The sequence below is a fragment of the Streptomyces sp. NBC_01537 genome (assembly GCF_045040445.1).
GTDB lineage: Bacteria > Actinomycetota > Actinomycetes > Streptomycetales > Streptomycetaceae > Actinacidiphila.
The window spans coordinates 6,636,818-6,657,856 of the sequence record NZ_CP109392.1 but is presented as its reverse complement, the minus strand read 5'-3'; the positions used below and the strand labels follow the sequence as shown (position 1 = coordinate 6,657,856).

At 70.6% G+C, this 21,039-nt stretch carries 18 protein-coding genes; 13 read left to right on the top strand and 5 right to left on the bottom strand.

The features are described 5' to 3' along the window. Positions 1-158 precede the first annotated feature (158 nt). The 4 genes from OG607_RS30670 to OG607_RS30655 are packed head-to-tail and all read left to right on the top strand — an operon-like array spanning position 159 to position 4,076. Positions 159-1,181 (top strand): LacI family DNA-binding transcriptional regulator, encoded by a 1,023-nt coding sequence (locus OG607_RS30670; protein ID WP_405730384.1) that lies wholly within the window; start codon positions 159-161, stop codon positions 1,179-1,181. Next, complete coding sequence (locus OG607_RS30665) at positions 1,178-2,008, top strand: ATP-binding cassette domain-containing protein (protein WP_405730382.1); 831 nt, start codon at positions 1,178-1,180, stop codon at positions 2,006-2,008. The genes OG607_RS30670 and OG607_RS30665 overlap by 4 nt, the downstream gene beginning before the upstream one ends. Further along, complete coding sequence (locus OG607_RS30660; RefSeq protein WP_405730380.1) at positions 2,005-3,033, top strand: ABC transporter permease; 1,029 nt, start codon at positions 2,005-2,007, stop codon at positions 3,031-3,033. The genes OG607_RS30665 and OG607_RS30660 overlap by 4 nt, the downstream gene beginning before the upstream one ends. 56 nt (positions 3,034-3,089) lie before the next feature. Then, positions 3,090-4,076, top strand: a complete 987-nt coding sequence (locus OG607_RS30655; RefSeq protein ID WP_405730378.1) for an ABC transporter substrate-binding protein — start codon at positions 3,090-3,092, stop codon at positions 4,074-4,076. 51 nt (positions 4,077-4,127) lie between these two features. Here OG607_RS30655 and OG607_RS30650 read toward each other — a convergent pair whose 3' ends face one another. Next, positions 4,128-4,781, bottom strand: a complete 654-nt coding sequence (locus tag OG607_RS30650) for a DUF4142 domain-containing protein (RefSeq protein WP_405730376.1) — start codon at positions 4,779-4,781, stop codon at positions 4,128-4,130. Positions 4,782-5,153: 372 nt separating this feature from the next. Here OG607_RS30650 and OG607_RS30645 point away from each other — a divergent pair, with 372 nt between their 5' ends. After that, the gene (locus tag OG607_RS30645; RefSeq protein WP_405730374.1) at positions 5,154-5,918 is read left to right on the top strand and encodes a trimeric intracellular cation channel family protein; all 765 of its coding nucleotides are present in this window, start codon (positions 5,154-5,156) and stop codon (positions 5,916-5,918) included. A gap of 86 nt (positions 5,919-6,004) precedes the next feature. Here the strand turns inward: OG607_RS30645 and ppdK are convergent, their stop codons facing one another. Continuing rightward, entirely contained in the window at positions 6,005-8,800 is a 2,796-nt protein-coding gene (gene ppdK / locus OG607_RS30640) for a pyruvate, phosphate dikinase (protein WP_405730373.1), read from the bottom strand. A 350-nt stretch (positions 8,801-9,150) separates the two neighbouring features. On the opposite strand from ppdK, the gene OG607_RS30635 reads away from it, so the two are divergent. Together OG607_RS30635 and OG607_RS30630 are read left to right on the top strand one after the other, a co-directional pair. Beyond that, positions 9,151-10,476, top strand: coding sequence for an MGH1-like glycoside hydrolase domain-containing protein (locus tag OG607_RS30635; protein WP_405730371.1), 1,326 nt, complete (start codon positions 9,151-9,153; stop codon positions 10,474-10,476). A 105-nt stretch (positions 10,477-10,581) separates the two neighbouring features. Then, positions 10,582-11,580, top strand: a complete 999-nt coding sequence (locus OG607_RS30630; protein WP_405730369.1) for a glutamate ABC transporter substrate-binding protein — start codon at positions 10,582-10,584, stop codon at positions 11,578-11,580. Between the two features lie 25 nt (positions 11,581-11,605). Here the strand turns inward: OG607_RS30630 and dusB are convergent, their stop codons facing one another. Then, on the bottom strand, positions 11,606-12,775 hold the full coding sequence (gene dusB / locus OG607_RS30625) for a tRNA dihydrouridine synthase DusB (RefSeq protein WP_405730367.1): 1,170 nt from the start codon (positions 12,773-12,775) through the stop codon (positions 11,606-11,608). A gap of 87 nt (positions 12,776-12,862) precedes the next feature. On the opposite strand from dusB, the gene OG607_RS30620 reads away from it, so the two are divergent. Genes OG607_RS30620 through OG607_RS30610 form a run of 3 tightly spaced genes read left to right on the top strand, consistent with a single transcriptional unit; the run spans position 12,863 to position 15,323 of the window. Beyond that, positions 12,863-14,281: an MFS transporter gene (locus OG607_RS30620; protein WP_405730365.1), complete on the top strand. Its 1,419-nt coding sequence runs from the start codon at positions 12,863-12,865 to the stop codon at positions 14,279-14,281. Beyond that, on the top strand, positions 14,278-14,697 hold the full coding sequence (locus tag OG607_RS30615; RefSeq protein WP_405730363.1) for a MarR family winged helix-turn-helix transcriptional regulator: 420 nt from the start codon (positions 14,278-14,280) through the stop codon (positions 14,695-14,697). Before OG607_RS30620 ends, OG607_RS30615 begins: the two co-directional genes overlap by 4 nt. Positions 14,698-14,738: 41 nt before the next feature. Beyond that, positions 14,739-15,323: an NADAR family protein gene (locus tag OG607_RS30610; RefSeq protein WP_405730361.1), complete on the top strand. Its 585-nt coding sequence runs from the start codon at positions 14,739-14,741 to the stop codon at positions 15,321-15,323. A 3-nt stretch (positions 15,324-15,326) separates the two neighbouring features. Here the strand turns inward: OG607_RS30610 and OG607_RS30605 are convergent, their stop codons facing one another. After that, on the bottom strand, positions 15,327-16,187 hold the full coding sequence (locus tag OG607_RS30605) for a helix-turn-helix transcriptional regulator (RefSeq protein ID WP_405730359.1): 861 nt from the start codon (positions 16,185-16,187) through the stop codon (positions 15,327-15,329). Between the two features lie 180 nt (positions 16,188-16,367). On the opposite strand from OG607_RS30605, the gene OG607_RS30600 reads away from it, so the two are divergent. From OG607_RS30600 to OG607_RS30590, 3 genes are all read left to right on the top strand, one after another. Next, the gene (locus OG607_RS30600) at positions 16,368-17,810 is read left to right on the top strand and encodes an MFS transporter (RefSeq protein WP_405737152.1); all 1,443 of its coding nucleotides are present in this window, start codon (positions 16,368-16,370) and stop codon (positions 17,808-17,810) included. Between the two features lie 116 nt (positions 17,811-17,926). Beyond that, positions 17,927-18,940, top strand: a complete 1,014-nt coding sequence (locus OG607_RS30595) for an aldo/keto reductase (protein WP_405730357.1) — start codon at positions 17,927-17,929, stop codon at positions 18,938-18,940. 73 nt (positions 18,941-19,013) lie between these two features. Next, positions 19,014-19,595 carry a TetR family transcriptional regulator gene (locus tag OG607_RS30590; RefSeq protein WP_405730355.1) on the top strand — a complete coding sequence of 194 codons (582 nt, stop codon included), beginning with the start codon at positions 19,014-19,016 and terminating at the stop codon, positions 19,593-19,595. 55 nt (positions 19,596-19,650) lie between these two features. Here the strand turns inward: OG607_RS30590 and OG607_RS30585 are convergent, their stop codons facing one another. Then, entirely contained in the window at positions 19,651-21,033 is a 1,383-nt protein-coding gene (locus OG607_RS30585) for a glycine--tRNA ligase (RefSeq protein WP_405730353.1), read from the bottom strand. Positions 21,034-21,039 lie beyond the last annotated feature (6 nt).

Here is a 21,039-nt window from a genome sequence, read left to right as displayed (position 1 = left end):
CGTTGTTCCGAAACAACGTTGTCCGGACGATACGTAGCGGCAGGGAAGCGCGCAAGACCTTGCAAACTCTCTGTTCCAATCCATTGACAACGTTGTTTCACGGAGGTTTGCTAACCGGCACACACCAACCTTCGTGCCCCTGTGGAGTGATGCCGGACATGCGAACGCCCACCATGCGGGAAGTCGCCGCCCTGGCCGGGGTGTCGATCAAGACCGTCTCGCGCTTCGTCAACGGCGACGAGACGGTCTCCGCGGCGATCGCCGACCGGGTCCGCGCGGCCATAGACGAGACCGGCTACCGCCGCAACGACCTGGCCCGGAGCCTGCGCCCCGGGCAGCGCAGCACCACCCTGGCCCTGCTGGTCGGCGACCTGACCAACCCCTTCTACGGATCCATCGCCAACGGCGTCATGGGCGTGGCCCGCGCCAACGGCCACAACGTCGTCCTCGCCAGTTCCGACGAGGATCCCGAGGCCGAGCGCCGGGGCATCGACGACCTGCTCGGCCAGCGGGTCGCCGGCCTGCTGATCGTCCCCGGCGCGATGGACTACGGCTACCTCGGCCGCGAGGTGGCCCAGGGCACCCCGGTGGTCTTCATCGACCGGCCCGCCCTGGGCCTGGACGCCGACACCGTGCTGCTGGACAACCACGGCGGCGCCCGCAAGGCCACCGAGCACCTGATCGCCGCCGGCCACCGCCGCATCGGCGTCCTGGTGGCCGCCAGCTACCACACCACCGGCCGCCGCCTCGACGGCTACCTGGAGGCGATCCGTACCGCCTACGGGGCCGACGCCGTGGATGAAGCCCTGGTCGCCCGCCTCGAACACGGCACCCCCGGCGAGGCCGAGCAGGCCACCGCCGAACTGCTCGCGCTGCCCCCGGACCGGCGGCCCACCGCGCTGTTCACCACCACCAACTTCCTCACCCACGGCGCGCTGCGGGCCATGCGCCGGCTCGGCGTCTCCGTCGGCCCCGGCTTCGCCCTGGTCGGCTTCGACGACTTCCCGTTGGCCGACCTGCTCCCCGTCCCCGTCACCGTCGTGTCCGGCGACGCGGCCGAGATGGGCCGGGAGGCCGCCCGACTGCTGCTGGCCCGGATCGCGGGCCAGAGCGGACCGCCCCGCCGGGTCGAGCTCGGCACCGTACTGACCCCCCGTGGAAGCGGAGAGCAAAAGCCATGACCACAGCCCCCACCGGCCCCGGCGCCGGCCCCGGCACCGAGATACGCACCCCCGTGCTGGAGCTGGCCGGCATCGTCAAGAGCTACGGCCAGGTGCAGGCGCTGCGCGGCGCCGCGCTCACCGTGTACCCGGGCGAGGTGGTCGCCCTGGTCGGCGACAACGGCGCCGGCAAGAGCACCACCGTCAAGGTCATATCCGGGGTCGTCCAGCCCGATGCGGGCGAGATCCGGGTCGACGGGCAGCCGGTCACCATCCCCGACCCCGTCGCCGCCCGCCGCCTCGGCATTGAGACCGTCTACCAGGACCTGGCCCTGGCCCCCGATCTCGACCCCGCCGAGAACCTCTTCCTCGGCCGCGAGATCGTCCGCCCCGGCCTGCTCGGCAAGCTCGGCTTCCTCGACCGCCGCGCCATGCGCGCCAAGGCCGACGAGGCGTTCGGCTCCCTCGGCGTCGGCATCCAGGACACCTCCGCCCAGGTCGTCACCATGTCCGGCGGCCAGCGCCAGGGCATCGCGGTCGGCCGGGCGGTGAACTGGGCGGACCGGGTGCTCCTGATGGACGAGCCGACGGCCGCGCTGGGCGTCGTACAGACCGAGCGGGTCGGGCAGCTGATCCAGCGGGTCCGCGCCTCGGGCGTCGCCGTGGTATTGATCAGCCACAACCTGCCCTTCGTCTTCGAGTACGCGGACCGGATCGAGGTCCTGCGGCTCGGACAGCGGGTCGCCCGGCTCGCCGGCCCCACCGCGACCAGCGAGAACGTACTCGGCGCCATGACCGGCGCGCTCACCTTCGAGGACAGCTCCGAGACGGCCGAGGTCCAGTCATGACGCCCACCACCGAAGTGAAGCCCCCGGCGCAGCAGCCCGCCGCCCCCGACGCGTTGAAGTCCGTGCTGCGCAGGCTGCGCGGCACCAGAAGCCTGGCGCTGGTGGTGCTGCTCGCCCTGGTCGCCTTCTTCGGGGCCCTGTACCCGGACAACTTCCTGACCGCCTACAACCTGCGCAGCGTCTCCGTCGAGGCCGCCGGCTACTGCGTCATGGCGATCGGGATGACCTTCGTGATGACCACCGGCGGTATCGACCTGTCGGTCGGCTCGGTACTCATCTTCTCCGGCGTCATCGGCGTCAAGGTCATGTCGGCCCTGGGCGGCGGCGGCCCGGTGACCCTGCTGGCCGGGCTGGTCGCCACGATGGCCACCGGCCTCGCCTGGGGCGTGCTCAACGGCCTGCTGGTCACCAAGGCCAAGCTCCCGCCGCTGATCGCGACCCTGGCCACGCTGTCCGCCGCCGGCGGCGGGGCGCTGGTCCTCACCAACGGTCTCGACCTGCGTGGCGTCCCGGACTCCCTGGTGAGCAGCCTCGGCTTCGGGCGCTTCGCCGGCATCCCGTACACGGTCTGGCTGGCCATCGGCCTCACCCTCCTCGGCGCCGTAGTCCTCGCCCTGACCCGCTTCGGCACCTACACCCGCGTCATCGGCTCCAACGTCGAGGCCGCCCGCCGGGCCGGCATCGCCGTCGACCGCCACCTGATCAAGGTGTACGCGCTGTGCGGGCTGCTCTCCGGCATCGCCGCGTACGTCAACCTGGCCCGCTTCTCCACCACCACCGTCGGCGGCCACACCGGCGACAACCTCCAGGCCATCGTCGCCACCGTCCTCGGCGGCACCAGCCTCTTCGGCGGCGTCGGCAGCGTCCTGGGCACCGCCTTCGGCTCCCTCATCCCCGCCGTCCTCAGCAACGGGCTGGTCATCATCGGCCTCCAGCCCTTCTGGCAGCAGGTCGCGGTCGGCGCGGTCCTCGCCGGTGTCGTCTACGTCGACCACATCAACCGCAGGCGCCGCACGCTTCGCTGACGTCTCGTCAACTCACTTCAGTCCGCCCCGCCCCTCGCATCAACGGAGCTGCACCCATGAACACCAACGCCGCCCTCCCCCTCAGAACCGCCGCCATCGCCACCGCCGTCCTGCTCGGCGCCACCGCCTGCGGGTCCTCAGGTGCCTCCTCCAGCACCTCGAAGCCCAAGATCACCGTCATCCTGGGCACGGCGTCCGACTCCTTCTACAACACCCTCGGCTGCGGCGCGAAGGCCGAGGGCAAGAAGCTCGGCGCCACCGTCGACGTTCAGGGCGCGACCACCTTCGACCCAGCCACCCAGACCCCGATCCTCACCAGCACCGTGGCCAAGAACCCCAACGCCATCGTGATCGCGCCGACCGACTCCAAGGCTCTCGGCACCCCCCTGAAGCAGGCCGGCCAGTCCGGCATCAAGATCGTGACCGCCGACACCGGCCTCGACGACACCAGTTTCATCTCCTCCGCCGTCTCCTCCAACAACGTCGAGGGCGGCGCCGAAGCGGCCCGTACCCTCGCCGAACTCGTCGGCGAGAAGGGCAAGGTCGTCATCATCGGCGGCACCCCCGGTGTCACCACCGCCGACCAGCGCATCAAGGGCTTCGAGACCGAGATCAAGAAGCACCCCGGCATCACCTTCCTCGGCGTCCAGCCCTCCACCCCCAGCGGCGGCGTCGTCGAGGCCGCCCGCCTCACCGCCGCCTCCCTCTCAAAGAACCCCGACCTCGCCGGCGTCTTCTCCATCAGCACCCCCGCCAGCGACGGCGCCAACAACGCCATCAAGGACGCCGGCAAGTCCGGTCAGATCAAGGTCGTCGGCTTCGACGCCGGACCCGCCCAGGTGACCCAGCTCAAGAAGGGCACCGTCCAGGCCCTCATCGCCCAGAAGGCCGAGGACATCGGCGCCCAGGCCGTCCAGCAGGCCGTCAACGCCGTCCAGGGCAAGAAGGTCACCAAGTCCATCGGCACCTCCTTCGTCTCCATAACCGCCGCCAACCTCAAGGACCCCGCCATCAGCAAGTACGTCTACCGCTCCACCTGCTGACCCCCGTCGCCGCAGGGCGGCGCGCCGAGCGGCGCGCCGCCCAGACAGGCTCTAGGGCTTGGGCGACGAGGTCGCCGACCCGATCGAGCCCGCCGCGCCGGTCTGATCCAGCAGATCGAGCTCGGCGATGAAGACCGCGTTCGCCTGGCCCGCGAGCTGCCGTACGAGCGTGTTCTGCGTCGTCGCCCGGACGCTCGCCACACTCATCAGGCTCTGCCCGTCCATCGCCCGCAGGATCATGGCCAGTTTCCGGTCGAAGTCCTCCCCCGACGCCGCCGAAAGGATCGCCACGAACCCATCCGCCTGCGGCGCCGCCCGCTCCGGCAGCGTAATCCCCAGCTGAGCGGCAACCGTCTTGCACAACGCGTCGAGCGCCGAGTGACCGTCCATCAGACGCCGCCCCACCGTCCGGTACGCCGCCGTGGACCCCTTGGCCAGCGCCAACTGCCCCGCCGGGTACTCCCACAGCCCCGCCAGCCGCACCTGCACCACGAAGTCCCGGTCCGCCTGGGTCATCGGCCCGAACGCCGTCGCCACCGTCGGCGCGCCCCCGGAAGCCGCCGCGAACTGCAACCCCTTCACCGCCGGAAAGACGAGCGACGCGATCGTCAAGGCCATCGCGCCCGCCAGCAGCGCGTTCGCCGGCGTATACCGACCGCCGAACCGCATCCGCCTCGTCCGCCTCATCCGCGTCTTCTCCTCCACCCCCCGAACGTCCCCGCCCATCATTACTCGTTCGTATGGTCGCACAGGGCCTGCTGCGTCCCGACGTCGCGAGCGCTGGGCTCCATGGAGTGGGAGCTATGGCCTGTCGGGTTGTCGGACTGCTGGAATGAGCACGAACTCGCTGCTCGCCGTCGTGTCGCCGGGCCGCTGGAGTTCACGTCCTTTCGCCTTTTCCCGGATTTCGTACCAGATATGACCGCCTCTGGATCAAGGGCCATATCCGACCCGCCCGACTGTTAAATTCCCCACACCGGGCCGCGAAGTCAAGGGGGGTCTCGTGGGGGAAGAAAGCGCGAAAGCGAACGAAAGTTCCCTGTTGGGCCTGGACGGGTCCGCAGGGGGAGCACACTGATGCCCATTCACGGGACGATAGGCACCGTGCAGTACGTGATGGATCTCATCGGGATCCTGGCGTTCTCCCTGTCCGGCGCCTTCCTCGGCGTACGAAAAGACTTCGATGTCTTCGGAGTTGTGATCCTGGCCGAGGCAACCGGCCTTGGCGGCGGCCTTTTTCGGGACACCGTCATAGGGGTCCAACCTGTGGCGTTCAGTGACGTGGGCTATTTCAGCACACCGATCGTCGGCGGCCTCATCGTCTTCCTCAGCGCCGGACTGCAGCGCCACGAAAGGGCGTTCGACGTCTTCGACGCCGGCGCGCTCGGGCTGTTCAGCGTGACCGGGACGACCAAAGCCTTCGCGTACGGCCTCAACACGCCCGCTTCCGTCACCCTCGGTATAGCGACCGCCGTGGGCGGCGGGGTGATCAGCTACCTGCTCGCCATGGAGCTTCCTCCCCTGCTGCGCGCCAACCGCGACCTGTACGTCCTGCCGGCGCTGCTGGGCGCGGGCGCGGTCGGGGTCCTGCACCACTTCCAGGTACTCAACGTCTGGACCGCCCCCGCCGCCGCGGTCGGCGCCTTCGGCCTGCGCATGATGGCCCTGCGCCGCAGTTGGCGCACGCCGCGGTCGCGCTTCTGGCACAACCCGTTCGCGGGCATGCGGCACGTACCGCACCACGAACCGAAGGCTCCGGAGCGGGACCTCACCGCCCTCAACGGAACGGAGACCACGGCGGTCACCCCCCTTCCGCCGTACGTTGAATCACCCTCGGCGTGATGCCGCATGAAAGAAAGCGGGGGCGGCGCCTCCGCACAAGGCGCCGCCCCCGGTGAGGGTGAGGAGATGGTCTTTACGTGCCGGCGTCAGCGGCTGTCGCTGCCCGCCTTGTTGAGCGCCGCCGCCCGTCCCGCCTCGAGGCGCGCGACCGGGATGCGGAAGGGCGAGCAGGAGACGTAGTCCAGGCCGACCTCGTGGAAGAAGTGGACGGACTCGGGGTCGCCGCCGTGCTCGCCGCAGACGCCGAGCTTGAGGTCGGGGCGGGTGGCGCGGCCGGCCTCGCAGGCGGAGCGGACGAGGGCGCCGACGCCGTCGCGGTCGATGGTTTCGAAGGGAGAGACGCCGAAGATGCCCTTCTCCAAGTAGGCGGTGAAGAAGCTCGCTTCGACGTCGTCGCGGGAGAAGCCCCAGACCGTCTGGGTGAGGTCGTTCGTGCCGAAGGAGAAGAACTCCGCGGCCTCGGCGATCTGACCGGCCGTGAGGGCAGCGCGCGGGAGCTCGATCATGGTGCCGAGGGTGAGCTTGAGGTCGGTGCCGGTGGCGGCCTGGACCTCGGCGATGACGGTTTCGGCCTCGTCGCGGACGATTTCGAGCTCTTGGACGGTGCCGACGAGCGGGATCATGATCTCGGGGCGGGGGTCGCCCTTGGCGTTTTTGCGGTGGGCGGCGGCTTCGGCGATGGCGCGGACCTGCATGGCGAAGAGGCCGGGAATGACGAGGCCGAGGCGCACACCCCGAAGGCCGAGCATGGGGTTCTGCTCGTGGAGCTTGTGGACGGCCTGCAGCAGGCGCAGGTCGTTCTCGTTGGCGTCGCGGCGGGATTCGGCGAGGGCGACGCGTACCGAGAGCTCGGTGATGTCGGGGAGGAACTCGTGGAGGGGCGGGTCGAGGAGCCGTACGGTCACCGGGAGGCCGTCCATCGATTCGAACAGCTCGATGAAGTCGGCCTTCTGGAGCGGGAGTAGGGCGCCGAGGGCCTCCTCGCGCTCGGTGTCCGTGTCGGCGAGGATGAGGCGCTCGACGAGTTCGCGGCGCTCCCCGAGGAACATGTGCTCGGTGCGGCAGAGGCCGATGCCCTGGGCGCCGAAGCGGCGTGCGCGGTTGGCGTCCTCGGCGTTGTCGGCGTTGGCGCGCACGCGCAGGCGGCGTACGCGGTCGGCGTAGGCCATGATGCGGTGGACGGCGGCGACGAGTTCGTCGGCGTCGTCGGCACCGGCGTGCATGCGGCCCTCGAAGTACTCGACGACGGGGGACGGGACGACGGGGACCTCGCCGAGGTAGACCTTGCCGGTGGAGCCGTCGATGGAGACGAGGTCGCCCTCTTCGACGACGATGCCGCCGGGGGCGGTCATGCGGCGGCGCTTGGTGTCGACTTCGAGCTCTTCGGCGCCGCAGACGCAGGTCTTGCCCATGCCGCGGGCGACGACGGCGGCGTGGGAGGTCTTGCCGCCGCGCGAGGTGAGGATGCCCTCGGAGGCGATCATGCCGTCGAGGTCGTCGGGGTTGGTCTCGCGGCGGATGAGGATGACCTTCTCGCCGGAGCGGGACCACTTGACGGCGGTGTACGAGTCGAAGACCGCCTTGCCGACCGCCGCGCCCGGGGAGGCGGCGATGCCCCAGCCGATGCGCTCGCTCTTCGCGTCCTCCGAGAACCGGGGGAACATCAGCTGGGCGAGCTGCGCGCCGTTGACGCGCTGCAGCGCCTCGGCCTCGTCGATCAGGCCCTGGTCGACCAGCTGGGTGGCGATGCGGAAGGCGGCGGCCGCCGTGCGCTTGCCGACCCGGGTCTGGAGCATCCAGAGCTTGCCGCGCTCGATGGTGAACTCGATGTCGCACAGGTCCTTGTAGTGCGTTTCGAGGGTCTCCATGATCTGCATGAGCTGGTTGTACGAGGAGGCGTCGAGGCCTTCCAGGTCCGCCAGCGGAACGGTGTTGCGGATGCCCGCCACGACGTCCTCGCCCTGCGCGTTCTGGAGGTAGTCGCCGTAGACGCCCTGGTGGCCGCTGGCGGGGTCGCGGGTGAAGGCGACGCCGGTGCCGGAGTCGGGGCCGAGGTTGCCGAAGACCATGGAACAGACGTTGACCGCGGTGCCGAGGTCGCCGGGGATGCGCTCCTGGCGGCGGTAGAGCTTGGCGCGGTCGGTGTTCCACGAGTCGAAGACGGCCCGTACGGCGAGGTCCATCTGCTCGCGCGGGTCCTGCGGGAACTCGCGGCCTGCCTGCTTGGCGACGATGGCCTTGAAGTCGTCGACGAGGCCGTGCAGGTCCTCCGCGCCCAGGTCGAGGTCGCTGGTCGCGCCCTTGGCGCGCTTGGCCTCGTCCAGGGCCTCCTCGAACAGCTCGCCGTCCACGCCCAGGACGGTCTTGCCGAACATCTGGATGAGACGGCGGTAGGAGTCCCACGCGAACCGCTCGTCGCCCGCCTGGGCGGCGAGCCCGGCCACGGACTCGTCGGACAGTCCGATGTTCAGGACGGTGTCCATCATGCCCGGCATGGAGAATTTCGCGCCGGATCGCACGGACACCAGCAGCGGGTCGTCCGGCTGGCCGAGCCGCTTGCCCATGTGCTGCTCAAGGGCGTCGAGGTGCGCACTCACCTCGTCGCGCAGCTCCGACGGCTCGGCGCCGGAGTCCAGGTAGACCTTGCACGCCTCGGTGGTGATGGTGAAGCCCGGAGGGACGGGCAGACCGAGGTTGGTCATCTCGGCGAGGTTCGCCCCCTTGCCGCCGAGCAGGTCCTTGAGGTCCTTGTTGCCCTCAGTGAAGTCGTAGACGAACTTGCTGGTTACGTTTCGTTCCGACACGGGACTGCTCTCCTCGCGACCGGGTTGCCCTGACTGGCGGGGAGCGTACCCATCTCGAAGGCGCTGGAGAACGTCCATCACCACGTCACATGGGCGTAACCACCCATCCGCCGAGCGATCGAAAGTGATCACAGGGTTTCTCTGATACCACCCATTCCTTCACTTCCCGAACACATGATCGCGATACGTAACCGAAAGCAGGGACGGCGACTACGCTTCGCGGTCGTTTTCTCGATCAAGTGGCGACGACAACGATGGCACTGAGTGCCACGCTTTGGAGAGGTGTGGTGGCACTCGCGGTGCTCATCTGAGCGAACCCCTTATCAGTCGTGGCGAGAATCACGCCTCCAGTCTCACTCTCCGGACGATCACGTGGACGTGGCCGATTGTTTTGTCGTGTCGCGGCATGGGCTGCTGTCATAGGAGCTGTGACCGACACCGCTGTGACCGACTCAGAGCGGCTCCGCGCCGCCGCCTCCTCTGTCCTGCTCGGCAACTGGGCCGGCGGCTCCACCGTCCCCTCGCGCACCCTGTACCCGCACCAGTGGAGCTGGGACTCCGCGTTCATCGCGATCGGGCTGCGACATCTGTCCCCGCGCCGCGCCCGCCGCGAGCTGGAGACCCTCTTCTCCGCCCAGTGGCTGTCGGACGGACGCGTCCCGCACATCGTCTTCAACGACTCCGTGCCGGCCGACGCCTACTTCCCCGGCCCGGACTTCTGGCAGGTCGGCGTCCCCGGCGAGGCCGGGCTCACCGGCACCTCCGGCATCGTCCAGCCGCCCGTCCACGCCCTCGCCGCGTGGGAGGTCCACCGCACCGACCCCGAGGGCTCCTTCGGGCTCGGCTTCCTGCGCCGCCTCTACCCCCGCCTCGTCCAGTGGCACGACTACCTGCGCGTCCACCGCGACCTCGGCGGCCACGGCCTCGCCTCGATCGTCCACCCCTGGGAGTCCGGCTGGGACAACAGCCCCTGCTGGGACGCCCCCCTGGCCCGCATCACCCCCGCCGACCCCACGACGTACGTACGCCGCGACCTGGCCCACTCCGACGCCGCCGACCGCCCGACCGACCTCGACTACGGGCGCTACGTACGGCTGTGCACGGACTACCGCGAGGCGGACTACGACGACACCCGCATCGAGCACGCCTTCGCCGTCGAGGACCCCTGCTTCAACGCCCTGCTCGCCGTCTCCGAGCACGCCCTCGCCGACATCGCCGAGGCCGTCGGCGCCGACCCCGCCCCGCACCGCGAACGGGCCGGGCAGCTCACGTCGGCGCTCATCGACCGCCTCTACGACCCCGAATCGGGGATCTTCCGCTGCCGCGACCTGCGCGCGAACGGCAGCGACAGCGCACTGATCGACGAGCTCAGCGCCTCCGGCCTGATCCCCCTCGTCATCCCCGGCCTCCCCGACGACATCGTGCGCACCCTCCTGAGCACCGCCTCCGGCGACCGCTTCGGACTCGGCCGCGTCCATCTGCTCCCCAGCTACGACCTCCTCTCCCCCGCTTTCGACCCGGCCCGCTACTGGCGCGGCCCGTCCTGGTTCAACATCGCCTGGCTCTTCCACCGGGGCCTGCGGCAGTACGGCGCCGAGGCCGACGCCAAGCAGCTCCGGGAGGGGCTGCTGGACGCGGCAGGGCGCTCCGGCTTCGCCGAGTACGTCGACCCGCACACGGGAGAGGGGCGCGGCATCCGCAGCTTCAGCTGGACGGCGGCGACGACGCTGGACCTGATCGGGGACAGGGGCTGACCGGAGCACTGCACCAGCATTTCGTTCAACAATCCTATTGACGCCCGATCTGACGAAACGTTAGCCTCGACGAGCCGGCCATCGCGACAGCGGAAGGGGCGACACGTGCGAGGGTTACCGTCACAGCGCAAGGGGCGGGCCGCCCGGTGGAACACACTCGCCCTGGTCGGCCTGCTTCTGCTCGCCGGGTGCGGCGGGGAGGGCACGTCCGGCGGCCCGGCCCTTTCCGCGCAGCGGGGTTCGGCGGGCTCGTCCCCGGCCGCCAGCGCGTCCGCTTCCGCGTCCGCCGCCGGCTGCGACGTGCTGGCCAGCCCCCATCCGATGAATCCGCTGCCCGCGGCGGGCGCCGCGATGCCCTCGGGATCGACCATGGCCCGCATCCAGCGCCGGGGACGGCTGATCGCGGGCGTCGACCAGAACAGCTACCTCTGGGGCTACCGCGACCCGGGGACCGGGGACCTGAAGGGCTTCGACATCGATCTCGTCCATGAGATGGCCCGCGCGCTGTTCGGCGACCCGGACCGGGTGGAGTTCCGCACCCTCAACTCCGCCCAGCGCCTCACCGCCGCGGCCGACGGCACCGTCGACCTGGTCGCGCACTCGGTGACCATCACCTGCGAGCGCAAGCAGCAGGTGGCCTTCAGCGCCGACTACTTCCACGACGGCCAGCGGGTGCTGGTCAATCGTGGCTCGACCGCCCGCAGCCTCGCCGCCCTCGCCGGGCGCAAGGTCTGCGCGGCGAAGGACACCACCTCGATCGCCACTCTGGCGGCGGCCCGGCCGAAGGTCGTCCCCGTCGGGGTGAGCGACTGGACCGACTGCCTGGTCCAGCTCCAGCTCGGCGAGGTCGACGCGGTCTCCACCACGGAGCACATCCTTCAGGGGCTGCAGGCGCAGGACCCCGAGACCATGATCGTCGGGCCGGCCTTCACCTTCGAGCCCCACGGCATCATCACGGCCAAGCGCAACACCGATCTGGTCCGGTTCGTCAACGCCGTCCTGGACCGGCTGCGGACCGACGGCACCTGGGAGCGTATCTACGCCCGCTGGATGGGCCGCTTCGGCCCGGTGCCGAAACCCCCCACGCCCCGGTACGCGGGCTGACCAGGGCCCGCCGGACAGGCCCTGCCTAGCCGCCGGACGTGTCGAGCTCGGCGTCCGCGCCCGCGACCGCGCAGTCGTACGGGTCGTCGAGCCAGCCGTCCGGCAGGACGACCCGCTTGCCGGGGGCCGTGCGGCCCCGGGGGCCCTCGGCGCCGTCGGGCCAGGTCTGGTCGAGGTGGAGGCCGGCCAGGTGCTCGTCGAGCTCGGCGAGGGAGGAGGCCATGGCGAGCTTGCGCCGCATCTCGGAGCCGACGGAGAAGCCCTTGGTGTACCAGGCGACGTGCTTGCGGAAGTCGATGACGCCCCGCTCCTCGTCCTCCAGCCACTCCCCCAGCAGTTCGGCGTGCCTGCGCATGACGCCCGCGACCTCGCGCAGCGACGGCGTGGCCTGCTTGCGCGTGCCGGATTCGGCGGCCGTTTCGTCGAAGGCCGCCACCAGGTCGCCGAACAGCCACGGCCGCCCCAGGCAGCCACGGCCCACCACGACACCGTCGCAGCCGGTCTCGCGCATCATGCGCAGGGCGTCCTCCGCGCACCAGATGTCGCCGTTGCCCAGCACGGGGATCTCCGTGACCGCCTCCTTCAGGCGGGCGATGGCCTCCCAGTCGGCGTTGCCGCCGTAGTGCTGGGCGGCGGTCCGGCCGTGCAGGGCGACCGCGGTGACGCCCTCCTCGACGGCGATCCGGCCGGCGTCGAGGTAGGTCAGGTGGTCGTCGTCGATGCCCTTGCGCATCTTGATGGTGACCGGCAGCGCACCGGCGTTCCCGACCGCCTCGCGCAGGATGGACCGCAGCAGGTTCCGCTTGTACGGCAGGGCCGAGCCGCCGCCCTTGCGCGTCACCTTCGGCACCGGGCAGCCGAAGTTGAGGTCGATGTGGTCGGCCAGATCCTCGTCCACGATCATGCGCACGGCGGCTCCGACGGTGACCGGGTCGACTCCGTACAGCTGGATCGAGCGCGGCTTCTCGGTGCCGTCGAAGTGGATCAGGTGCATGGTCTTCTCGTTGCGCGCGACCAGCGCCCGGGTGGTGATCATCTCGCTGACGAACAGTCCCTGGCCGCCGCTGAACTCCCGGCAGAGGGTCCGGAAGGGCGCGTTCGTGATCCCGGCCATCGGGGCCAGGACAACCGGCGGCCACACGGAGTGCGGGCCGATCTGGAGGGGCGTGGCGGGGGCGGTCGTCATGGGGACCATTCTCCCGTATGCACGGGAGTGGTTTAGGTGTACGGTAAAACCGTTACACACGTACAACTAACTCCGACTGGTCCGAGGTCAGCGCCCATGCCCGAACCGAGCCCCCGGCGGCGGATGCTCATCCTGGCGATCTGCTGCATGAGCCTGCTGATCGTCAGTCTCGACACCACCATCCTCAATGTGGCGCTCCCCGCCATCCGCAGCGACCTGGGCACCTCCGTCTCCGGCCTGCAGTGGACGATCGACGCCTACACCGTCGTCCTGGCCTCACTGCTGATGGTGGCCGGCTCCACGGCCGACCGGATCGGCCGCCGCCGCGTCTTCCAGTACGGGCTGGTGGTCTTCACGGTGGCCTCCGTGCTGTGCAGCCTGGCGCCCGACCTGCGGTGGCTGATCGTCTTCCGGATGCTCCAGGCCGTCGGCGGCTCGATGCTCAACCCCGTCGCCATGTCGATCATCACCAACACCTTCACCGAGCCCCGTGAGCGCGCCCGCGCCATCGGCGTCTGGGGCGGGGTCGTCGGGATCAGCATGGCCGCCGGGCCCATCATCGGCGGCGCCCTCGTGGAGTACGCGAACTGGCGCGCGGTCTTCTGGATCAACGTCCCGGTCGGCGTGGCCGCCCTGGTGCTGACCGCGCTGTTCGTCCCGGAATCCCGCGCCCCGAAGGCCCGCCGGATGGACCCCGTGGGCCAGCTGCTCGTGATCGCGCTGCTCGGCTCCCTCACGTACGCGATCATCGAGGCCCCGGAGGCGGGCTGGACCTCGCCGCTGATCCTGGCCTGCGTGGCGGTCGCGGTGGTGGCCCTGGCCGGGCTGCTGACGTACGAGCGCCGTCGCCGGGAGCCCCTGATCGAGCTGCGCTTCTTCCGTAGCGCGCCCTTCAGCGGCGCGACGGTGATAGCGGTGAGCGCCTTCGCCGCGCTGGGCGGCTTCCTCTTCCTCAACACCCTCTACCTGCAGGACGACCGCGGCATGTCCGCCCTCGACGCGGGCCTGCACCTGCTGCCGATGGCCGCCATGGCCCTGGTCTGCGCCCCGCTGTCCGGACGACTGGTCGGCACCCGGGGCCCGCGCCTGTCGCTGGTCCTCGCGGGCGCGACCATGACCGCCAGCGGACTGATCTTCACGGCGATGGACGCCGCCTCCTCCGACGCGCTCCTGTACACGGCGTACGTCCTCTTCGGCATCGGCTTCGGCTTCGTCAACGCCCCCGTCACCAACACGGCCGTCTCCGGCATGCCCCGCGCCCAGGCCGGCGTCGCCGCCGCCGTCGCCTCCACCAGCCGCCAGATCGGCCAGTCCCTGGGCGTCGCCGTCATGGGCGCCCTCATCGCCGCCGGCCTCCACACCGCGGCCTGGGGCGTCATCGTGGGCTGCGGCGCCGTCGTTCTCCTCGTCGGCCTCCTCACCACCGGGCGCTGGGCGACGGGCACGGCGGAGCGGACCGCCTCGCTGCTGACCGGACCGGCGGCCCCGAAAGCCGTGGTGACGACCACCCCATGACCGACCCCGCCGACTCCGCCGACCCCACCCGCATCTGGTCCGCCATGCGAGCACTCGTCCTCGACAACGACCGCCGCCGCGAGGTCTGCGACGCCCTCGGGATGAGCTTCTTCCGCATCAAGGCCCTCCGGCGGATCGCCGCCTCCCCCGTCAAGCTCGGCGACCTCGCCACCGACCTGATGACCGACCGCCCGTACACCACGCTGGTCGTGGACGATCTGGCCAGGCGCGGGCTCGTGGAACGCACCCCTCACCCCACGGACCGCCGCTCCAAGATCGTGACGGCCACGCCCGCGGGCGCCGCGGCGGCCAAGGAGGCCGAACGCATCCTCGGCACCCCGCCGGCGGCCCTGCGGGAGCTGCCCGAGGCCGATCTCGCCGTCCTGCAGCGGGTCATGTCGCTGTTGGAGCAGTAATTCGGAGGCCACTGTCAGACCCTCGCGTTACGGTCTGTCACATGACGAAGACTCAGCAGCCCTCGCCCGCCGAGGCGCGCAGCCGCGAGGAGCTCGCCGGGCTGACCCAACGCGGTGCCCGGCCCAAGTACCTGTTCTTCTGGGGCCACCGTCCCCAGCGCGACGGCGCCATCGGCCAGGGCAGCCTGAGCCAGTGGTGGCCCTCCCCCTTCACGGTGGACGGCGTCACGTATCCCACCGCCGAGCACTGGATGATGGCCGGCAAGGCCCGCCTCTTCGGCGACGACGCGGCCCTGACCCGCATCCTCGGCGCCCCCAGCCCAGGCGCCGCCAAGAAGTTCGGCCGGCAGGTGCGCGGCTTCGACGAGGACACATGGATACGCCACCGCTGGGACCTGGTCGTCAGCGGCAACGTCGCCAAGTTCGGCCAGGACACCGCCCTGCGCGAGTACCTGCTCGGCACCGGCTCGCGGGTGCTCGTCGAGGCCAGCCCGCTCGACCGTGTCTGGGGCATCGGCCTCGCCGCCGATGACGAGCGCACCGCGGACCCGGCGAGCTGGCGCGGGCTGAATCTGCTCGGCTTCGCCCTGATGGAGGCCCGGGAGCGGCTGCGCGCGTGGCGGTAGGCGTCAGGCAGACAGGGGGACCGCGTCGCGGGCCAGCGCGATCTCGTAGAGCCGGTCGAGCCGCTCGCGGGTGACGTCGTCCGCGGGGGTGTAGGTGGTCAGCCGGGGACCCTGGCGGGGGCCGAGCCAGAGGCTGGTGTGGACGAAGGACATCAGGCCGACGTGGGGGTTGAGGAAGCGCTTGACGCGGTTCTCGGGTTCGAGGACCTCGTGGCGGTCCCAGAACTCGCAGAACTCGGGAGAGGCGAGCTGGAGGCGCTTCACGAGGGCCTTCCAGCCGGGCTCGGCGAGGTGTTCGGCCATGGCGGAGCGGAATTTGCCGACGATCAGGCGGGCGGACTCCTCCCAGTCGGGGAGGGCTTCGCGCCAGAGGGGGTGGGTGAGGATCAGCCACATGATGTTGCGGTCCTCGAAGGGGAGGGCATCGAGGTCGTCGACAAGGCGGCCGTAGGTGCGGTTGTGGGCGATGACGTCGGTGCGGCTGTTGGCGACGGCGGCGGGGAGGGGTTCGAGGCGCTCCAGCACTTCGCGGATCGGGTCGGACATGCCGGGGCAGGAGGCGAAGGGGGTGGGGTCGGGGACGCCCGCGAGGAGGAAGAGGTGGGCGCGCTCGTGGGGGTCGAGGAGCAGGGCGCGGCCGATGGCGTCGGCGACCTGGGCCGAGACCTGGATGTCGCGGGCCTGTTCGAGCCAGGTGTACCAGGTGACACCGACGGCGGCGAGGGTGGCGACCTCTTCGCGGCGCAGGCCCGGGGTGCGCCGGCGGCGGCCGGGCGGCAGGCCGACCTGCTCGGGGGAGATGCGTTCGCGGCGGCTGCGGAGGAAGTGGGCGAGCTCTTGCCGGGCCGCGGCGGTGGTGGTCATGACTCCAGGGTGGCGGACGACCTCTGGGGGTTCAAGGCATTAGCAGGTGGTTCTTATACCTGGATAAACGCTCTCTGGTACCACCTTGGGAACAGGGCCACTGTAGTGGTCGTGACCGAATCGATTGAACAGACCGCCGGCCTTCGTTCCCGTGCCCGGGTACTGCCCGAGGTGACCCGTATCCCTGTCACACCCATCACGCCTGCCACGCCTTCGCCCCCGGCGGCCTCTCCCCCGACGCTGTCCGCCCTCGGGCTCTTCACCGTGCTGCTCGGGGCCGCGCTGCCACTCATCGACTTCTTCATCGTCAATGTCGCGCTGCCGACCATCTCCGCCGACCTCCACGCCTCCCCGGCCGTCCTGGAACTGGTGGTCGCCGGTTACGGGGTCGCGTACGCCGTCCTGCTGGTGCTCGGCGGGCGACTGGGCGACATGTTCGGACGGCGCCGGCTGTTCCTCGCCGGGATGGCCGCGTTCGGAGTGACCTCGCTGGCCTGCGGGCTGGCGCCGAGCGCGTGGGCGCTGGTCGGGGCACGGGTGGCGCAGGGCGCGGCGGCGGCGCTGATGATGCCGCAGGTGCTGGCGACGATCCACTCCTCGACCAGCGGCCGGCGGCACGCCAGGGCGATCAGCCTCTTCGGCGCCACGGCCGGCCTGTCGATGGTGGCGGGCCAGATCCTGGGCGGGGTGCTGGTGGCCGCCGACATCGCCGGGACGGACTGGCGGGCGGTGTTCCTGGTCAATGTGCCGGTCGCGGTGGCCGGGCTGGTGCTCACGGCGCGTACGGTGCCCGAGACGCGGTCCGCGAATCCGGCGCCGGTCGACGGCCCGGGGACCGTACTGCTCGCGGTGTCGCTGCTGACGCTGCTGGCCCCGCTGACGGAGGGCCGGGCGGCGGGCTGGCCGCTGTGGACCTGGGTGTCGCTGACGGCCTTCCCGTTCGCGGCCGCCGCCTTCTACCTGGTCGAGCGGCGCGCGGACCGGGCCGGGCGGACGCCGCTGGTGCCGCCGAGCCTGTTCGAGCTGCCGGGGATGCGGCGGGCGCTGCCGATGGTGCTGCCGTTCGGTACCGGCTTCGGCGGCTTCATGTTCGTGGTCGCGGTCGCGATGCAGGAGGGCCTGCGCTACGGGCCGGTGAGGGCGGGCCTGGCGCTCACCCCGCTCGCGGTGGCGTTCTTCGTGGCCTCGCTGGCAGGGCCGCGCCTGGTCAGCCGGTACGGCAGCCGCGTCGTCACGGCGGGCGGCGTCATGCAGGGCGTGGGCCTGGCCCTGCTCGCCTTCACCGTGGCCCGGGACTGGTCCGGGCTGTCCACGCTGGACCTGGCGCCCGCCCTGGCCCTGGCCGGATTCGGGCAGGGGCTGCAGCTGCCGCTGCTCATGCGGTTCGTGCTGACCGGCGTGCCGGCCGAGCGGGCCGGGGTCGGCAGTGGCGTCATGGTCACCACCCAGCAGACGTCGCTGGCACTGGGCGTGGCCACGCTCGGCACGCTCTTCCTCTCCCTCGCGCCCTCGCACGGGATGCGGGACGCGCTGGTGGCAGTGCTGCTGGTGCAGGTGACGGGGGTCGTGATCACGACGCTGATGAGCCTTCGCCTGAGGGCGATGGACCAGCGCCTGTCGTAGACGGCGGCCCGACAGGTCACAGCGCATGGACTGACAGATATTGAAATCTGTCAGTCCATGTGTCACTCTTGCGAGTGTCACCACCCCTCGGACATCTGCAAGAGGAGCTGTTCACCGTGCTGAACCCCGACCGCACCCTCGGCACCACCGGCCCCGCCGTCGCCGCCCTCGGACTGGGCTGCATGGGCATGTCCGCCCTCTACGGCGACGCCGACCGGGCCGAGTCCATCGCCACCATCCACGCGGCCCTCGACGCCGGCATCGCCCTCCTGGACACCGGCGACTTCTACGCCATGGGCCACAACGAACTCCTCATCGGCGAGGCCCTGCGCGCGGCCACCCCCGCCAACCGCGAAAAGGCGCTCACCAGCGTCAAGTTCGGCGCCCTGCGCGGTCCCGCCGGCGAGTGGTCCGGCTACGACGGCCGCCCGGCGGCGGTTAAGAACTTCGCCGCGTACTCGCTCCAGCGGCTCGGCCTCGACCACATCGACGTCTACCGGATCGCCCGCGTAGACCCCGACGTCCCGATCGAGGAGACCGTCGGCGCGATCGCCGGGCTGGTGGAGGCGGGATACGTACGCCACATCGGCCTCAGCGAGGTCGGCGCCGACACCATCCGGCGGGCGGCCGCCGTCGCCCCGATCGCCGACCTGCAGATCGAGTACTCGCTCATCTCGCGCGGCATCGAGGACGACATCCTGCCGACCGTCCGGGAGCTGGGCATCGGCATCACGGCCTACGGGGTGCTGTCGCGGGGGCTGATCAGCGGGCACTTCACCCGCGACCGGCAGCTCGCCGCGAACGACTTCCGGTCGATGAGCCCCCGCTTCCAGGGCGACAACCTGGACCGGAACCTGGACCTCGTCGATGCCCTGCGGAAGATCGCGGAGCAGAAGGGCGTCTCCGTGGCCCAGATCGCGATCGCCTGGGTGCTGGCCCAGGGCGAGGACATCGTGCCGCTCATCGGCGCCCGTACCCGCCAGCGGCTCGACGAGGCGATCGGCGCCGTGGACGTCGTCCTCGACGCGGCCGACCTGGCGGCCGTCGAGCAGGCCGTCCCCAACGGCGCCGCCGCGGGCGAGCGCTACCCGGCGGCCCAGATGGCCCACCTGGACAGCGAGCGCCGCTGAGGCCTCCGTCCCTGGGGTCCCGGGACCCGGGGGACACTTGGATCAGCCACCCGCACCGAAAGGCCCCCACCCCATGCCACCCGAGACGCTCACCGCCGACCGCATCCTCGAAGCGACCGAGGACGTGCTGCGCCGCTACGGCCCCGCCAAGGCCACCGTGGTGGACGTCGCGCGCGTGCTGGGCGTCAGCCACGGCAGCGTGTACCGGCACTTCCGTACGAAGGCGGCGCTGCGCGAAGCGGTGACGCAGCGGTGGCTGGACCGGTCCCACGCGACGATGAAGTCGATCGCGGAGGGCCCCGGCCGCACCCCGGCACGGCTGCGGGCCTGGCTGTCGGAGCTGTTCGCCGCGAAGCGGCGGAAGGCGGGCGACGACCCCGAGCTCTTCGCTACGTTCATGGCGCTGGCGCACGAGAACAGCGATGTCGTCGACCGGCACATCGCGACCATGGTCGGGCAGATCGCCGCGATCCTTCGCGACGGCATCGCCGCGGGCGAGTTCGCCCCCACCGGCATCCCGGCCACGGCCCAGGCCGTCTGGGACGCGTCCCTGCGCTTCCACGACCCCGCACACGCGGCGGACTGGTCACGGCCCGGCATCGACGACGAGTTCAACGCGGTGTGCGACCTGATCCTGCGAGGTCTGGCAGCCTGATCCTCAATCGCCGGACGGGCTGAATTCAGCCCGTCCGGCGATTGAGGACACCGCACTAGCAGCCCAGCAGACGGCTGCCCAGGTACGACTGGACCTGGTCCAGGGAGACGCGCTCCTGCTTCATCGTGTCGCGCTCGCGCACGGTCACCGCGTTGTCGTCGAGGGTGTCGAAGTCCACCGTCACGCAGAACGGCGTGCCGATCTCGTCCTGGCGGCGGTAGCGGCGGCCGATCGCGCCCGCGTCGTCGAAGTCGATGTTCCAGTTGCGGCGCAGGTCGGCCGCGAGGCCCTTCGCCTTGGGCGAGAGCTGCGGGTTACGGGACAGCGGCAGCACCGCGACCTTCACCGGGGCCAGGCGCGGGTCGAGGCGCATGACGGTGCGCTTCTCCATGACGCCCTTGGCGTTGGGGGCCTCGTCCTCGTTGTACGCGTCGAGCATGAAGGCGAGCATCGCTCGGTTCAGGCCCGCCGCGGGCTCGATGACGTACGGGAAGTACCGCTCCCCCGCCTCCTGGTCGAAGTACGACAGGTCGGTGCCGGAGGCCTCGCTGTGCGCCTTGAGGTCGAAGTCGGTGCGGTTGGCGATGCCTTCGAGCTCGGAGAACTCGGTGCCGCCGAAGTTGAAGCGGTACTCGATGTCGACCGTGCGCTTGGAGTAGTGGGAGAGCTTCTCCTTGGCGTGCTCGTACCAGCGGATGTTCTCCTCGCGGATGCCGAGGTCGCGGTACCAGTCCCAGCGCTGCTGCATCCAGTACTCGTGCCAGGTCTCGTCCTCGCCGGGCTTGACGAAGAACTCCATCTCCATCTGCTCGAACTCGCGCGTACGGAAGATGAAGTTGCCCGGAGTGATCTCGTTGCGGAAGGACTTGCCGGTCTGGGCGATGCCGAACGGCGGCTTCTTGCGCGAGGTCTGCTGGACGGTGGCGAAGTTGATGAAGATGCCCTGGGCGGTCTCGGGCCGCAGGTAGGCGGTGCCGGAGACGTCCTGGGTGACACCGAGGGTGGTCTTCAGCAGGCCGGAGAACTCCTTCGGCTCGGTGAAGGTGCCCTTGTTGCCGCAGTGCGGGCAGTTGATGTCGGCAAGGCCGTTGGCCGGGAGACGGCCGTGCTTGGCCTCGTACGCCTCTTCCAGGTGGTCGGCGCGGAAGCGCTTGTGACAGGAGGTGCACTCGGTGAGCGGGTCGGTGAAGGTGGCGACATGGCCGGACGCCTCCCAGACCTCGCGGGCGAGGATCACGGAGGAGTCGACTCCGACGACGTCGTCGCGCGAGGTGACCATGGAGCGCCACCACTGACGCTTGATGTTCTCCTTGAGCTCGACGCCGAGCGGCCCGTAGTCCCAGGCGGCGCGCTGACCGCCGTAGATCTCGCTGCAGGGGAATACGAAGCCACGGCGCTTGCTCAGGCTGACGATGGTGTCGATCTTGTCGGCGGCCACGTTGCT

What these genes read in the sequence shown, in the direction of transcription:
- OG607_RS30670 (WP_405730384.1), top strand. Translation starts at nt 159, where the DNA reads ATGCGAACGCCCACCATGCGGGAAGTCGCCGCCCTGGCCGGGGTGTCG.
- OG607_RS30605 (WP_405730359.1), bottom strand. Translation starts at nt 16,187, where the DNA reads ATGACCACCACCGCCGCGGCCCGGCAAGAGCTCGCCCACTTCCTCCGC.
- OG607_RS30620 (WP_405730365.1), top strand. Translation starts at nt 12,863, where the DNA reads ATGCCCGAACCGAGCCCCCGGCGGCGGATGCTCATCCTGGCGATCTGC.
- OG607_RS30645 (WP_405730374.1), top strand. Translation starts at nt 5,154, where the DNA reads ATGCCCATTCACGGGACGATAGGCACCGTGCAGTACGTGATGGATCTC.
- ppdK (WP_405730373.1), bottom strand. Translation starts at nt 8,800, where the DNA reads ATGGACGTTCTCCAGCGCCTTCGAGATGGGTACGCTCCCCGCCAGTCA.
- OG607_RS30660 (WP_405730380.1), top strand. Translation starts at nt 2,005, where the DNA reads ATGACGCCCACCACCGAAGTGAAGCCCCCGGCGCAGCAGCCCGCCGCC.
- OG607_RS30655 (WP_405730378.1), top strand. Translation starts at nt 3,090, where the DNA reads ATGAACACCAACGCCGCCCTCCCCCTCAGAACCGCCGCCATCGCCACC.
- OG607_RS30610 (WP_405730361.1), top strand. Translation starts at nt 14,739, where the DNA reads ATGACGAAGACTCAGCAGCCCTCGCCCGCCGAGGCGCGCAGCCGCGAG.
- OG607_RS30615 (WP_405730363.1), top strand. Translation starts at nt 14,278, where the DNA reads ATGACCGACCCCGCCGACTCCGCCGACCCCACCCGCATCTGGTCCGCC.
- dusB (WP_405730367.1), bottom strand. Translation starts at nt 12,775, where the DNA reads ATGGTCCCCATGACGACCGCCCCCGCCACGCCCCTCCAGATCGGCCCG.
- OG607_RS30590 (WP_405730355.1), top strand. Translation starts at nt 19,014, where the DNA reads ATGCCACCCGAGACGCTCACCGCCGACCGCATCCTCGAAGCGACCGAG.
- OG607_RS30665 (WP_405730382.1), top strand. Translation starts at nt 1,178, where the DNA reads ATGACCACAGCCCCCACCGGCCCCGGCGCCGGCCCCGGCACCGAGATA.